Below are 13,656 nucleotides of genomic sequence, written 5' to 3' on the forward strand. Positions count from 1 at the left end.
GCCATGGCTGACGAAGAGACTCCGGTCGTCGACGACCGGCACGACAAGATCGACCAGGTCGACCTCCAGCTCGAGATGCAGAGGTCGTACCTCGACTACGCGATGAGCGTGATCGTCGGTCGCGCCCTCCCCGAGGTGCGCGACGGGCTCAAGCCCGTGCACCGCCGCGTGATCTACGCCATGTACGACGGCGGGTACCGCCCCGACAAGGGGTTCTCGAAGTGCACCCGCGTCGTCGGCGAGGTGATGGGTCAGTTCCACCCGCACGGTGACGCGCCGATCTACGACGCGCTCGTTCGACTCGTCCAGCCGTGGAGCCTTCGGTACCCGCTCGCGCTCGGTCAGGGCAACTTCGGCTCGCCGGGCAACGACGGTGCGGCCGCCCCTCGGTACACCGAGACGAAGATGGCGCCGCTCGCCATGGAGATGGTCCGCGACATCGACGAGGAGACCGTCGACTTCCAGGACAACTACGACGGCAAGACGCAGGAGCCGGTGGTGCTCCCGAGCCGGTTCCCGAACCTGCTCGTCAACGGATCGGTCGGCATCGCGGTCGGCATGGCCACGAACATCCCGCCGCACAACCTGCGCGAGGTCGCCGCGGGCGCGCTGTGGGCGCTCGAGAACCCGGACGCCCCGCGCGAGGAGCTCCTCGAAGCCCTCATCCAGCGCATCAAGGGGCCGGACTTCCCGACGGGCGCGCAGATCCTCGGCGTCAAGGGCATCCAGGACGCGTACCGCACGGGCCGCGGGTCGATCACGATGCGTGCGGTCGTCACGATCGAGGAGCTGCAGGGGCGCACGTGCCTCGTCGTCACCGAGCTGCCGTACCAGGTCAACCCCGACAACCTCGCGCTCAAGATCGCGGAGCTCGTCAAGGAGGGCAAGGTCGGCGGCATCGCCGACATCCGGGATGAGACATCCGGCCGCACCGGCCAGCGCCTCGTCATCGTGCTCAAGCGCGACGCCGTCGCGAAGGTCGTGCTCAACAACCTGTACAAGCACACGCAGCTGCAGGACAACTTCGGCGCGAACATGCTCGCGATCGTCGACGGCGTGCCCCGCACCCTCGCGCTCGACGGGTTCATCACGCACTGGATCGACCACCAGATCGAGGTCATCGTCCGGCGCACCACCTTCCGGCTCGCGAAGGCGGAGGAGCGCGCCCACATCCTGCGCGGCTACCTCAAGGCGCTCGACGCCATGGACGAGGTCATCGCCCTCATCCGCGCTTCGGCGACCGTCGAGGACGCCCGCGACGGGCTCATGAAGCTCCTCGATGTCGACGAGCTCCAAGCCCGAGCCATCCTGGACATGCAGCTGCGCCGCCTCGCGGCGCTCGAGCGCCAGAAGATCATGGACGAGCACGACGAGCTCGAGCGGCTGATCGCGGAGTACAAGCACATCCTTGCGACGCCGGCCGAGCAGCGCCGCCTCGTGAAGGAGGAGCTCGAGGAGATCGTCGACCGGTTCGGCGACGACCGCCGCACCGAGATCATGTTCGGCTTCGACGGCGACATGAGCGTAGAGGACCTGATCCCCGAAGAGGAGATGGTCATCACCGTCACTCGCGGCGGATACATCAAGCGCACGCGCAGCGACAACTACCGCAGCCAGCACCGCGGCGGCAAGGGGGTCAAGGGCGCCCAGCTGCGAGCGGATGACGTCGTCGACCACTTCTTCGTGACGACCACGCACCACTGGCTGCTCTTCTTCACGAACACCGGTCGCGTGTACCGCGCGAAGGCGTACGAGATCCAGGAAGCCGGCCGCGACGCGAAGGGCCAGCACGTCGCGAACCTGCTCGCGATGCAGCCCGGCGAGGAGATCGCGCAGATCCTCGACATCCGCGACTACGCGGCCGCGAAGTACCTCGTGCTCGCGACGCGCGGCGGTCTCGTCAAGAAGACGGCGCTCACCGAGTACGACACCAACCGCTCCGGCGGCATCATCGCGATCAACCTCCGCGAGGACGACGAGCTCGTCTCGGCGATGCTCGTCGACGAGGATCAGGATGTGCTGCTCGTCTCGCGCAAGGGCATGTCGATCCGCTTCACGGCGAGCGACACCGCCATGCGCCCGATGGGCCGCAGCACCTCCGGCGTGAAGGGGATGGACTTCCGCGAGGGCGATGCCCTGCTCGCGGCATCCGTCGTCAGCGACACCGGTTTCGTGTTCGTCGTGACCGAGGGCGGCTACGCGAAGCGCACCGCGGCGGACCAGTACCGGGTGCAGGGCCGAGGCGGTCTGGGCATCAAGGTCGCCAAGCTCAACGACGATCGAGGCACCCTCGCGGGGGCGCTCATCGTCGACGAGGAGGACGAGGTCCTTGTGGTTCTTGCCAGTGGCAAGGTGGTACGCTCTTCTGTCGCCGAGGTGCCGGCCAAGGGTCGAGACACCATGGGCGTGGTGTTCGCCCGATTCGCCGACGACGACAAGATCATTGCAATTGCCCGAAACAGCGAGCGCAATCTGGACAGTCAGGATGCCGACGACCAGGCCGAGGGCCAGGACGAAGCCACTGGGAAGGACGAGTCAGTAGATGAGTAGTGTCGCGGAGAAGCTGCAACGCAAGTCGCAGCGCACGGTTGCCACGAAGCAGGTCCGGCTGAAGCTTGTCTACATCGACTTCTGGTCGGCCGTGAAGTTCTCGTTCCTCGTGGCGGTCTGCCTCGGCATCATCCTCATCGTGGCGACGCTGCTGCTGTGGATCGTGCTCAACTCGACGGGCATCTTCGGCTCGCTCGACGGCATCCTCTCCGACATCCTCGGCGACCCCGAGTTCAGTATCGCGGCGAGCTTCTCGCTCGTGCAGGTGGCGTTGTTCTCCCTCGTCGTCGCCGTGCTCAACGTCGTCGTCGGCACGGCTCTCGGCGCGATCGCGGCCCTGCTCTACAACTTCAGCGTCCGCCTGACCGGCGGACTGCTCGTGGGCTTCACGAACAACTAGCGGATTAGTTGAATCGAGGCGGGTGCGATACGCTCGTATCTGCCTTTTCGGGGGTATAGCTCAGGCGGTTAGAGCGCTTCACTGATAATGAAGAGGTCCCAGGTTCAAGTCCTGGTACCCCCACTGGAATCTCCACAAGAGGTTCCTCCCTTTGGAGGGCGACGTATTTGCGGCGAGGTATCTCGTAACCGAAGCCCGAGACGGGCTTCGGCGCTGGCGTCGCGGCGAAGGCCAGAAATGGCCTTCGCTCCAAGCTCCAGCGCGGGGCCTTAGCTCAATTGGTAGAGCGCCTGCTTTGCAAGCAGGAGGTCAGGGGTTCGATTCCCCTAGGCTCCACGAACGAAGGACGCCCCGCCTCGAGCGGGGCGTCCTTCGTTAGCTCGCGCGGGCGATACTGCCGACCGCGGGTGCTAAAGCTCCCGCGCACAGTCCTCTTCTCCCGCGAAGTTCTCAGTCGGCGTCCCGAGCGCGCACCCGGAACCAGAAGCTGAGCTCGCGCACGGCGCGGAGCATCCCGTCGGGGTCGCCGCCCTCGAGGTCCTCGAACGAGCTGCGGAAGCCTTCGGGCAGGGGGCCCGTCGCTTCGGCAACGCGCTTGTAGCCCATGGTCCACTCGGGGAAGTGCCGCCGCTCGGCGTCGCCCTGAAGGAGAACGCGCACGTTGCGGTGCCGGGGGTCGGCGACGATCGAGCGCATGAGGGACGCGATGCGGGATGCCGGGCCCTCGAGGAACTGCACGAACCGACCGGCCCGGTAGAGCAGGATGCCCGTGACGCCGTTCTCCCGGTTGGCGGCGCGGCTCTCCGCGAGAAGGGTGTCGAGGCGCTCGTCGTCGAACTCCTCGGACCCGGTGCTCGAGTACACGAGCGACACGAGGCGATCCTCCGCACGGTGATTCACGCTCACGAAGTTACCCCCTCACCGCGCGATCCGACCACGGCGACCATCGCGTCGGTGAGTGTCGCGAACGCGCCGACGGCTCGAGAGAACTGGTCGAACGCGTGGTGGGCACCGGCCCGGTGGTCGACATAGCCCACGAAGGCCCCGGCAGCCGTGCAGACGTAGAAGCCGTCCTCAACCCGCGACCAGAGCGCGGGCGAGTGATCGGTGTCCTGACCCGTCGCCACTGACAAGCCCCCTTCGCTTGTGCCCAGATGACCCTAGCGTGGAGGGCGGGGTGGCGAAGGGGGCTTGACTCGGGGCAGCGGAGTCCGACTCAGCTGGCCTCGACGGGCATCCAGAGTTCGGTCGTCGCGGTAGAGAAGTCGTCCGCTCGGTCGAGCACGGCGACGATCGACGGACCCGGCCGCAGTCGCCAGGGGTTCGACGGGAACCACTCGCTCGCGGTGGCGGCCCACGTCGACTGGAGCGCGGCGGGGTAGGGCCCCGACGTGCGGAAGACGGCCCACGACCCGGGCTCGACCGAGATCGCGTCGAGGTCGTCGGGGGCGGGAGCCGAGTCATCCGTCGCCACTCCGTGCAGGTAGGTGAGCTCGGTGCCCTCCGCATAATCGGGCGACACGTCCGCGGTGACCTGGAGCAGTCCCGCCGGCTCGGCGGAGCTGAGCGACTTCAGCCGTTCGTGCTCGGCCGCGGGCAGCGCGGCGACGAACTCCTGGATGGCCGGGTTGACTCCGACGTGGATGAGCGGCACGCGGGTGGCGTGGCCAATGAGGCGGAATGCGGGGCGGTCGACGATCCGAGCGTCCATGGTGGTGTTCCCTTCGACAGTCAGGCGGAACCTGATGAGCGGTTGAGTGCGAAGGGGGCCGCCGTCTCGCCGGACCTCGGCCGGGCTCGCGCCGTGCACGGCCCGGAACGCGCGGCCGAATGCCTCGGTCGAGCCGTAGCCGAACCACGTCGCGATGTCGAGCAGTCGATCGCCCCTAACCACGTCGGCCGCGGCCATCGTCATGCGCCGTCGGCGGATGTACTCCGACAGCGGCATTCCGGCGAGCGACGAGAACATGCGCCGCAGGTGGTACTCGGTCGTGCCGAGCTCCCACGCGAGAGCGGCGACATCGAGGTCCTCGGAGAGGTGCTGCTCGATGTAGTCGACCAGTCGGTTGAGCTCGGCGATCACGGGGACTCCCTTCGCACTCCAGCCTCGGGCGCGGCGACCGGCGGCACCCGACAGTTCCGGACCGATTCCATCGTGACGGATGCCCGGCGCCCCGTCGCGCTGTGCCGCTCGCCGGCTACCGCGACACCGAGCAGGCGCTACGCGGTGTTGCGCACCCGGAACCAGAAGCTGAGCTCGCTGAGTGCGCGCATCGCCTCGTCGCCGGACTCGCTGTCGAGGTCGTCGAACGAGCTGCGGAAGCCTTCGGGCAGCGGGTCGCTCGGCTCGGCAAGCCGCTCGTAGCCCATGGTCCAGTCCTCGAACTGTCGTGCCGCGGCCGGTCCCTCGACGAGAACTTCGACGGACGAGTGCCGCGGATCGGCGGCGATCGACGCCATGAGTGCGGTGAGGCTCGAGCGGGAGCCCTCCAGGTACTGCACGAACCGACCCGACCGGTAGAGCAGGATGCCCGTCACCGAGTTTTTCCGATTGGCGTCTCGACTGCTCTCGAGGAGTTCATCGAGGTGGCTGTCGAGAAAAGCCGTTGCCGCGAGACTGGTGTAGACCAGCGCGTACAACTGTCCCTCCGCGCGCTGCGGGACTGTGGCCCGGCCCGGTGCGCGCTCGCCCACGACGGCGGCCATCGCATCGGTGAGCGACGCGGACGATCCCACGGGCCGAGAGCGCTCGTCGAACCCGGCGTAGGCGAGCCCATGTCGCTCCACGTATCCGAGGACCTCAGTGTCGACGGTGCAGATATAGAAGTCCTGGTCGACGCGCGACCACAGCACGGGCGGCTGCCGGAGGACGGAAACTGATGACACGGGTAATCCCCCCTGAACGCGTGACCGTAGGTCGACCCTACCTCGCGGGACGCTGAATGACGGAGGGTCGATACGGGGGTTGACGCGGGGCCCCGGCGCGCCGTCGCGAACGCTGCGACGAACGGGGGATCGGCGATCCCCCGATAACCGCGCCCTGAATCGGAACGGGCATCCCGCCGAGCATGGACTCATGTCACGAACAATCGACATCACCGTCCCCGACCAGTCCGGCCGCCTCGCCCTCGTCACGGGAGCGAGCGACGGCGTCGGTCTCGAGATCGCCGCACGCCTCGCCCGAGCGGGTGCCGAGGTCATCCTGCCCGTGCGCAACGCGGCGAAGGGGCGCGCCGCCGCGGACACGATTCGCGACCGCACCCCCGGCGCGGTCATCCACGAGCGCGAGCTCGATCTGTCGTCTCTCGCGTCGGTCGCGGCGCTCGCCGACGGTCTCCTTGCCGACGGCCGGCCGCTCGACCTGCTCATCAACAACGCCGGGATCATGACGCCGCCCACCCGACAGGCGTCCGCTGACGGCTTCGAGCTGCAGCTCGCGACCAACCACCTCGGCCACTTCTCGCTCACCAACCGCCTGCTCCCGCTGTTGCGCGAGGCGCGCGGTCGCGTGGTGAGCCAGGTGAGCATCGCCGCGAACCAGGGCGCCGTGAACTGGGACGACCTGAACTGGGAGAAGTCCTACGACGCGATGGCGGCGTACAGCTCGTCGAAGATCGCGTTCGGACTCTTCGCTGTGGAGCTGAACCGCCGCAGCGAGGCCGAGGGGTGGGGCATCCTGAGCGCGCTGTCGCACCCGGGTGTCACCCCGACGAACCTGCTCGCCGCCCAGCCCGGCATGGGTCGGCCCCAGGACACCCGGGAGGTTCGGGTGATCCGGCTGATGTCGCGACTGGGCATCCTCGGCACTCCGCGGTCGGCGGCGCTGCCCGCTGTTCTCGCGGCGACCAGTCCGGATGCCCGCGGCGGCCACCTCTACGGCCCGAGCCGCTTCCGCAACCTCAGCGGCCCGCCGGCCGAGCAGCCCGTCTACTCGCGCCTCACGAGCGAGGCGGACGCGCGGCGGATCTGGGATGTCTCGGAGCAGCTCCTCGCGGGCGTCGCGAAGTAGCTCGGAGGGAGGGATCGGCGGTCCCTTGCACGGGGACCGCCGAGAACGGAGACTCGGATGGTGGACAGGGCACAACTCGCGGACTTCCTCCGCCGACGCCGGGAGGCGCTGCAGCCGGAGGACGTCGGCCTCGGCCGCGGTCCACGGCGGCGCACCTCCGGGTTGCGCCGCGAGGAGGTCGCTGCCCTGAGCGACATGTCCGTCGACTACTACAGCAGGCTCGAGCAAAGTCGCGGACCCCAGCCCTCCGAGCAGATGCTCGCCGCAATCGCCCGCGGGCTGCGGCTGTCGAGCACCGAACGCGACCACCTCTTCCACCTCGCGGGCCACAACGCTCCGACGCGCATCGGCCGCACCGACCACGTGTCGCCCGGGCTCATGCGCGTTCTCGACCGGCTCGCTGACACTCCCGCCCAGGTGATGTCCGAGCTGGGTGAGACCCTCGCGCAGACGCCCGTCGCCCGCGTCGTCTTCGGAGATGAGACCCGGTTCACCGGGATGGCGGCGAGCGTTGGGTACCGGTGGTTCACCGACCCCGGTGCCCGGGCCGTCTACCCCGAGGAGGACCACCCGCAGCACTCGCGAAACTTCGCGGCGGACATCCGCACCGTGTATGCGAAGCACGGCGCGAAGTCGCGGGCCGGCGCGATGGTGGATGACCTCCTCCAGTCCAGCCCGGAGTTCGCGAGCATCTGGCAAGCGCACGAGGTGCGCGCGCACCACGCGCGGCAGAAGCGGCTGCAGCATCCCGAGGTCGGCGTCATGGAGCTGGAGTGCGAGATCCTCGTCGAGCCGGAGCTCGGTCAGACACTCCTCGTGCTCACCGCGCAGCCAGGGTCGGAGAGTTACGACAAGCTGCGGCTGCTCGCGGTGATCGGGTCGCAAGAGGTGGCGGCGTCGGGGGTGCGCGACAGGGGTGCCGAGTAGCCTCGGGGCATGCCGTTCACGATCCGCGCGCCGCGTCCCGACGAGGCAGAGGCGCTCGCCGAGCTGCACCTGCGTACGTGGGAGGAGACGTACTCGGGGCACTTCCCGCCGAGTGCGTGGGGGCCGGATGCTCGAGCGCAGCGCATCCGGATGTGGACCGCCATCTGCACCGAGCCCCGCGCCGACTGGCGCACCGCGGTCGCGGAGGTGGACGGCGAGCCGATCGGCATCGCTCACTCGGGAATCGACGACGACGGCCACCGACTGCTGTGGCTCGTCTACGTGCTCGCGGGGCATCACGGTACCGGCGCGGGGCAGGCGCTCCTCGATGCGGTGCTCGGCGATGAGCCGGCGCGGCTGTGGGTGCTCGACGGCAACGCGCGGGCGATCGCGTTCTACGAGAGCAACGGCTTCCGTGACGACGGGCGACGGCAGCCCACGGGTTTCGAGACCGGTGGCGACGAGATCGGGATGACGCGATGACCGACACGACCGACAGGACCGACAAGACCGAGAAGACCGACTTCAAGAAGACGCTCGACTCGTACCAGGCCAAGCGCGGAGTCTTCCGCGTCGTCGACGTGCCGCCCCTGCAGTACCTGATGATCGACGGGCACGGCGACCCGAACACGTCTCCCGCGTTCGCCGAGGCGATCGCCGCCCTCTACCCGATCGCGTACAAGGTCAAGTTCGCGAGCAAGAAGCAGCTCGGCCGCGACTACGTCGTCATGCCGCTCGAGGGGCTGTGGTGGTCGGACACCCCGGCGAACTTCACGAGCGCGCGCGACAAGTCGACGTGGAGTTGGACCCTCATGATCATGCAGCCCGAGTGGATCACCGCCGAGTTGGTCGCCGACGCGATCGCCGCTGTGACGGATGCCCCGGCCGCCGTCAGCCGCGTCCGCTTCGAGACTCTCGCCGAGGGGCGCTGTGTGCAGACCCTTCACGTCGGCTCATTCGACGATGAGGCCGCCACCCTCGCGGAACTGCACGACCGGTTCATCCCGGAGCACGGCCTCACGATGACCGGTCACCACCACGAGATCTACTTCAGCGACTTCCGCACGGTCGCGCCCGAGAAGCTGCGCACGATCCTGCGGCAGCCGGTCGCCCCGGCATAGCGAACGGGCGGCGCCCGGAGGCACCGCCCGTTCTGCTCGGCGGGGGTCAGTCGTCGATGCGAGTGGAGAGCACCGAGAGGTCGGCGGCGAGCTCGACCTCGACCTTGACGCCGTTGTCCAGCCGCACGTCGACCTCCCACGCGACCGCGCCGTCATCCTCGCGCTTGAGCTCCTCGATGGTGCCGTTTCCGCCGGCCGCAGCGATGGCGGCGGCGGAGACGGCGGCGTACTCGTCGTTCGAGACGGGGGTGTCGTCTGAGATGGGCATGGGGCTCGCGGTCGGCGTGGGCACGTCGGTGCTCATCGGCGACGGCGCCGCGCTCGGCGAGTCATCCCGACTCGAGACCACGACGGGGTCGTCGTCCCCGTCGAGCGAGTCGGCGATGACGGCGCCGCCGATGCCGAGCGCGAGCACGGCGAGCCCGGAGGCGACGCCGATGAGCACCGGGCGCAGCGGGCTGCGGCGAGCGGGGGCGGCGGCCGCGGGGGTCTCGTCGGCCGGGGGAGTGGGGAGCTGTTCTGTCTCGTTCATGGTCCTACTGTCTCGAGAGGGTGCTGAACCGGGCCTGAAGCATCCTGAACCGTTCTTCAGCCGGGCAGGGTGACGACGAACCGCGCGCCGCCGAGCGCGGACTCGCCCACCGAGACGCGCCCCCCGTGCGCGCGCACGATCTCGGCGACGATCGAGAGCCCCAGGCCCGAGCCTCCCGTGTCGCGCGCCCTCGCCTCGTCGAGGCGGACGAACCGCTCGAACACCCGCCCGCGGTCGGACTCCGGGATGCCCGTGCCGTCGTCCTCGACAACGACCTCGACCTCCCGGCCCCGGGCGCCGACGGCGAGAGCCACCCGCGAGTGCGCGTGGCGCGCCGCGTTATCGGCGAGGTTGCGCAGCACCCGGGCGAGGAGTCGTTCGTCGCCCTCGACTCGCGCGGCCGCGACCGCGCTCGAGTCGATCGTCAATGCAGTGGTGTCGCGCAACCGCCGGGCCTCGCCGAGGGCGAGGTCGTCGAGGTCCACGGGTTTGCGCGCGAGCGCCCCGCCGGTCTCGGCGAGCCAGGCCAGCACGAGCAGTTGGTCGACAAGGTCCTGCAGCCGGATGCCCTCCGCGAGCACGACGTCCGCGAGCTCCACCCCGGTCAGTCGGTCGGGATGGTCGCGGGCCACCTCGGCGTGCTGGCGGATCGACGCGAGCGGCGACCGCAGTTCGTGGGACGCGTCGGAGATGAAGCGCCGTTGCGCTGCGGCGGCGGAGTCGAGGCGGTCGAGCATCCGGTTCATCGTCGCCGCGAGCCGGGCGATCTCGTCGCCGGTCGGCGGCACGTCCACGCGCGCGTCGAGGTCGCCGGGTCCGATCGCCTCCACTCGGGCTCGGATGCGCTCCACCGGGGTGAGGGCGCGACCGACGACGAACCAGATGACGGCCGCGAGCAGCACGAGCAGCACGGGAACCGCGATCGCGAGCAGCCGCCGCACGGTGTCGGCGCTGTCGAGGGCGTCGCGCAGCGGGAGGGCCAGGCGCAGCTCGAAGTCGGCCCCCGCGACCGTGACCGGCCGGGTGACGAGCAGGTAGAGGGCGCCGTCCACGTCGGCGCGCTTCGGCGACGCCGCGGCCGGCAGCGCCCAGTCGTCGGCATCGGCCGAGCTCTCCACGATGACACCCGCCCCGTCGACGAGCTGGACGAGCGCGTCATCCAGCTCGGGCAGCATGGTCGAACCCGATCCCTCGAGGAGGCTCGCGACCGTGTCGGCGTCGCGCTCGGCGGTCTCCGTGACGCCGTCGACGAGCGAGCGCTCGACGATCGAGCTGAACGCGACCGAGCCGAGGCCGAGGGCGACGCCCACGACGAGGGTCGCGGCGAGGGTGGTGCGCCAGCGCACTGAGAGTCCGCTCGGGCTAGGCACGGGCATCCCGCCCGCCGTGCGCATCGAGCCGGTAGCCGGCACCGCGCACCGTCTCGATGGAGTCGCGGCCGAACGGTCGATCGATCTTGTTGCGCAGGTGCCGCACGTACACCTCGACGATGTTGGGGTCGCCGTCGAAGTCGTCGTCCCACACGTTCGAGAGCACCTCGGTCTTCGACACGACCTCTCCCTTGCGACGGATGAGGAAGTCGAGCACCGCGAACTCGCGGCTCGTGAGGTCGATCGGCTGACCGCCGCGGTGGACGGTGCGGGATGCCGGGTCCACGGTCAGATCGCCCGCCTCGAGCACCACCGGCCGCTCTCGTGCTCCGCGCCGCACGAGCGCGCGCAGCCGAGCGAGCAGCACCGCGGACGAGAACGGCTTCGTGAGGTAGTCGTCGGCTCCGGTGTCGAGCGCCTCGACCTCGTCCCACTCGCCGTCCTTCGCGGTGAGCATGAGCACGGGCGTCCAGTCGCCCTCATCGCGGAGGGTCTGGCACACGCGGTAGCCGCTCATGCCGGGCATCATGATGTCGAGCACGATCGCGTCGTAGCTGTTTTCGCGCGCACGCCACAGTCCCTCGACTCCGTTGTTCGCGACATCGACGGCGATGCCCTCGGCCTCGAGCCCGAGGCGCACGGCAGCGGCCAACCGCTCCTCGTCGTCGACCACGAGCACGCGCATCCCCCCAGTGTGGCGGGTGGACGCTGAACCGGCGCTGAAGCGCGCGCCGTAACACCGACGACACACGCCGAACGCGCCCCCGAAACGCGGCAGGGCTAGCGTGCGGAGAATCACATTCCCTCGCAACGGAAGGATCCTGCCCTCATGGCCGTTCCCGGAGCATCGCGCCGCAGCCGCGTAGCCCTCCTCGGCGTCGTCGCCGCGACGTCCCTCCTGCTCGCCGCGTGCGCGAGCGGCACCACCGAAGAGCCTGCCGAGGGCGAGTCCGCCTCGTACGGCGAGATCAGCGTGCAGTACTCCTGGATCAAGAACGAGGAGTTCACCGGCGAGTTCTACGCCTACGAGAACGGCTACTACGACGAGGCCGGCTTCGACGACGTCATCGGCATCTCCGGCCCCGACACCGGAGTCGCCAAGCTCCTGTCCGGCACGGTGCAGGTGGCGCTGAGCGACTCCGCCTCGATCGGCGCGGCGATCGCCGAGCAGGATGCCCCGCTCAAGATCATCGGAGCGACGTTCCAGAAGAACCCCTTCACGATCCTCTCCCTCGCCGACGGCGGCAACATCGCCACCCCCGAGGACCTCATCGGCAAGACGATCGGCGTGCAGGACTCCAACGCGAGCGTGTTCGCCGCGCTCCTCAACGCCAACGGCATCTCGCCCGACCAGGTCACGGTCGTGCCGGTCGACTTCGACCCGACCCCGCTCATGAACGGCGAGGTCGACGGCTTCATGGCGTACCTCACGAACGAGGCCCTCACGGTCGAGCTCGCGGGCTACGACATCACCAACCTCCCGTACGCGGAGAACGGCGTCCCGTTCGTCGCCGAGACCTTCTCGGTCACCGACCAGTACCTCGCGGAGAACAAGGACCTCCTCAAGGCGTTCCTCATCGCCGAGATCAAGGGCTGGACGCACGCCTTCACGGAGAGCACCGAGGACTCGGTGGCCCTCATCACGAAGTACTACGACCAGGCCGCGGAGACCGGCGACGGACTCGAGGCGGTTTTCGGCTCGCTCGACCCGGAGAAGACCGGACTCGGACTCGAGGCGACGAAGCTCCTCATCTCGACAGAGGACACGGAGGCGAACGGACTCTTCACGATCACGGACGAGCTCAAGGAGCAGACCGTGGCATCCCTCGCCGCCGCCGGCTGGGACGTGACGGTCGACGAGCTCTTCGACACGACGATCATCGACGAGATCTACGCGGAGTTCCCCGAGCTCAAGGCGTATCTTCCCTAACTGATGGCTACAGCAACGCCGGATGCCGGTGCCCCCTCGGGCACCGGCATCCACATCACCGGACTCAGCAAGACGTTCACGGGCGCGCGCGGCAAGCCCGTCGTCGCGCTGCAGGATGCCTCGCTCCACAGTGAGCGCGGCTCCTTCGTCGCGCTGCTCGGGCCGTCGGGCTGCGGGAAGTCGACGATCCTGCGCATCCTCGCCGACCTCGAGCAGCCGACCGCGGGCGAGATCCGCGTCGACGGCAAGTCGCCGCACGAGCTGCGCAAGGCGAGCGAGCTCGGCATCGCGTTCCAGGATCACGCGCTCCTGCCGTGGCGCAGCGTGCTCACCAACATCCGGCTGCCGTTCGAGGTCGCGGGCCGCAAGCCCGACACCGCGTACATCGACGAGCTCATCGACCTCGTCGGCTTGCGCGGATTCGAGAAGGCGCGGCCGGCGCAGCTGTCCGGCGGGATGCGCCAGCGTGTGTCGATCGCGCGCGCGCTCGCCCTCAAGCCGAGTGTGCTCCTGCTCGACGAGCCGTTCGGCGCCCTCGACGACATGACCCGCCAGCGCCTCAACCTCGAGTTGCTGCGCATCTGGACGGAGAAGCCGGCGACGACACTGCTCGTCACGCACGGCATCTCGGAGGCGATCTTCCTCTCCGACCGGGTCGCGGTGATGTCGCCGCGACCGGGGCGCATCAAGGAGATCATCGAGGTGGACCTGCCGCGCCCGCGCACCCCGGACATGATGCGCACGCCCGAGTTCCACGCCCTCGTCGACCACGCGTCCGAGCTGCTGTTCGGCTCCGACGGATCGAGCGAGGACTAGG

Annotated in this window: 15 protein-coding genes and 2 tRNA genes; 10 read left to right on the forward strand and 7 right to left on the reverse strand. The window is 69.2% G+C overall.

The window, feature by feature from the left end:
* The first annotated feature begins 3 nt into the window (after positions 1-3).
* The 4 genes from gyrA to Q5716_RS13185 all read left to right on the forward strand — a co-directional run bounded on the left by gyrA (position 4) and on the right by Q5716_RS13185 (position 3,286).
* Positions 4-2,550, forward strand: coding sequence for a DNA gyrase subunit A (gyrA, locus tag Q5716_RS13170; RefSeq protein WP_305003608.1), 2,547 nt, complete (start codon positions 4-6; stop codon positions 2,548-2,550).
* Positions 2,543-2,950: a DUF3566 domain-containing protein gene (locus Q5716_RS13175; RefSeq protein ID WP_305003609.1), complete on the forward strand. Its 408-nt coding sequence runs from the start codon at positions 2,543-2,545 to the stop codon at positions 2,948-2,950. Before gyrA ends, Q5716_RS13175 begins: the two co-directional genes overlap by 8 nt.
* A gap of 49 nt (positions 2,951-2,999) precedes the next feature.
* Positions 3,000-3,073: transfer RNA gene (locus Q5716_RS13180), tRNA-Ile, on the forward strand.
* 140 nt (positions 3,074-3,213) lie between these two features.
* A tRNA-Ala gene (locus tag Q5716_RS13185) sits at positions 3,214-3,286 on the forward strand.
* A gap of 114 nt (positions 3,287-3,400) precedes the next feature.
* Here the strand turns inward: Q5716_RS13185 and Q5716_RS13190 are convergent.
* The 4 genes from Q5716_RS13190 to Q5716_RS13205 all read right to left on the reverse strand — a co-directional run bounded on the left by Q5716_RS13190 (position 3,401) and on the right by Q5716_RS13205 (position 5,836).
* Positions 3,401-3,856 (reverse strand): BLUF domain-containing protein, encoded by a 456-nt coding sequence (locus Q5716_RS13190; protein WP_305003610.1) that lies wholly within the window; start codon positions 3,854-3,856, stop codon positions 3,401-3,403.
* Positions 3,853-4,077 carry a hypothetical protein gene (locus Q5716_RS13195; RefSeq protein ID WP_305003611.1) on the reverse strand — a complete coding sequence of 75 codons (225 nt, stop codon included), beginning with the start codon at positions 4,075-4,077 and terminating at the stop codon, positions 3,853-3,855. Before Q5716_RS13195 ends, Q5716_RS13190 begins: the two co-directional genes overlap by 4 nt.
* 89 nt (positions 4,078-4,166) lie before the next feature.
* Positions 4,167-5,033, reverse strand: a complete 867-nt coding sequence (locus tag Q5716_RS13200) for an AraC family transcriptional regulator (RefSeq protein WP_305003612.1) — start codon at positions 5,031-5,033, stop codon at positions 4,167-4,169.
* A 137-nt stretch (positions 5,034-5,170) separates the two neighbouring features.
* Complete coding sequence (locus Q5716_RS13205; RefSeq protein ID WP_305003613.1) at positions 5,171-5,836, reverse strand: BLUF domain-containing protein; 666 nt, start codon at positions 5,834-5,836, stop codon at positions 5,171-5,173.
* 190 nt (positions 5,837-6,026) lie between these two features.
* On the opposite strand from Q5716_RS13205, the gene Q5716_RS13210 reads away from it, so the two are divergent.
* From Q5716_RS13210 to Q5716_RS13225, 4 genes are read left to right on the forward strand one after another with little or no spacing between them, the layout of a single operon-like run.
* Complete coding sequence (locus Q5716_RS13210; protein WP_305003614.1) at positions 6,027-6,959, forward strand: SDR family oxidoreductase; 933 nt, start codon at positions 6,027-6,029, stop codon at positions 6,957-6,959.
* Positions 6,960-7,016: 57 nt separating this feature from the next.
* A complete protein-coding gene (locus Q5716_RS13215) occupies positions 7,017-7,886 on the forward strand; it encodes a helix-turn-helix transcriptional regulator (protein ID WP_305003615.1) in 870 nt (289 codons plus the stop codon).
* 9 nt (positions 7,887-7,895) lie between these two features.
* Complete coding sequence (locus tag Q5716_RS13220; protein WP_305003616.1) at positions 7,896-8,369, forward strand: GNAT family N-acetyltransferase; 474 nt, start codon at positions 7,896-7,898, stop codon at positions 8,367-8,369.
* Positions 8,366-9,007, forward strand: a complete 642-nt coding sequence (locus Q5716_RS13225) for a GyrI-like domain-containing protein (RefSeq protein WP_305003617.1) — start codon at positions 8,366-8,368, stop codon at positions 9,005-9,007. Before Q5716_RS13220 ends, Q5716_RS13225 begins: the two co-directional genes overlap by 4 nt.
* 46 nt (positions 9,008-9,053) lie before the next feature.
* On the opposite strand, the gene Q5716_RS13230 is transcribed toward Q5716_RS13225, so the two are convergent.
* From Q5716_RS13230 to Q5716_RS13240, 3 genes are read right to left on the reverse strand one after another with little or no spacing between them, the layout of a single operon-like run.
* Positions 9,054-9,539, reverse strand: coding sequence for a PepSY domain-containing protein (locus Q5716_RS13230; protein WP_305003618.1), 486 nt, complete (start codon positions 9,537-9,539; stop codon positions 9,054-9,056).
* Positions 9,540-9,595: 56 nt separating this feature from the next.
* The gene (locus tag Q5716_RS13235) at positions 9,596-10,885 is read right to left on the reverse strand and encodes a sensor histidine kinase (protein ID WP_305003619.1); all 1,290 of its coding nucleotides are present in this window, start codon (positions 10,883-10,885) and stop codon (positions 9,596-9,598) included.
* A gap of 16 nt (positions 10,886-10,901) precedes the next feature.
* Positions 10,902-11,594: a response regulator transcription factor gene (locus Q5716_RS13240; RefSeq protein WP_305003620.1), complete on the reverse strand. Its 693-nt coding sequence runs from the start codon at positions 11,592-11,594 to the stop codon at positions 10,902-10,904.
* Positions 11,595-11,738: 144 nt separating this feature from the next.
* On the opposite strand from Q5716_RS13240, the gene Q5716_RS13245 reads away from it, so the two are divergent.
* Complete coding sequence (locus tag Q5716_RS13245) at positions 11,739-12,839, forward strand: ABC transporter substrate-binding protein (protein WP_305003621.1); 1,101 nt, start codon at positions 11,739-11,741, stop codon at positions 12,837-12,839.
* Between the two features lie 3 nt (positions 12,840-12,842).
* Entirely contained in the window at positions 12,843-13,655 is an 813-nt protein-coding gene (locus tag Q5716_RS13250) for an ABC transporter ATP-binding protein (RefSeq protein ID WP_305003622.1), read from the forward strand.
* Position 13,656: the final 1 nt, after the last annotated feature.

This window comes from Antiquaquibacter soli (assembly GCF_030580675.1).
Classification (GTDB): domain Bacteria; phylum Actinomycetota; class Actinomycetes; order Actinomycetales; family Microbacteriaceae; genus Rhodoglobus; species Rhodoglobus soli.

Coding starts and splice junctions, on each gene's coding strand:
- gyrA (WP_305003608.1), top strand. CDS start 4: ATGGCTGACGAAGAGACTCCGGTCGTCGACGACCGGCACGACAAGATC.
- Q5716_RS13175 (WP_305003609.1), top strand. CDS start 2,543: ATGAGTAGTGTCGCGGAGAAGCTGCAACGCAAGTCGCAGCGCACGGTT.
- Q5716_RS13210 (WP_305003614.1), top strand. CDS start 6,027: ATGTCACGAACAATCGACATCACCGTCCCCGACCAGTCCGGCCGCCTC.
- Q5716_RS13215 (WP_305003615.1), top strand. CDS start 7,017: ATGGTGGACAGGGCACAACTCGCGGACTTCCTCCGCCGACGCCGGGAG.
- Q5716_RS13220 (WP_305003616.1), top strand. CDS start 7,896: ATGCCGTTCACGATCCGCGCGCCGCGTCCCGACGAGGCAGAGGCGCTC.
- Q5716_RS13225 (WP_305003617.1), top strand. CDS start 8,366: ATGACCGACACGACCGACAGGACCGACAAGACCGAGAAGACCGACTTC.
- Q5716_RS13230 (WP_305003618.1), bottom strand. CDS start 9,539: ATGAACGAGACAGAACAGCTCCCCACTCCCCCGGCCGACGAGACCCCC.
- Q5716_RS13240 (WP_305003620.1), bottom strand. CDS start 11,594: ATGCGCGTGCTCGTGGTCGACGACGAGGAGCGGTTGGCCGCTGCCGTG.
- Q5716_RS13245 (WP_305003621.1), top strand. CDS start 11,739: ATGGCCGTTCCCGGAGCATCGCGCCGCAGCCGCGTAGCCCTCCTCGGC.
- Q5716_RS13250 (WP_305003622.1), top strand. CDS start 12,843: ATGGCTACAGCAACGCCGGATGCCGGTGCCCCCTCGGGCACCGGCATC.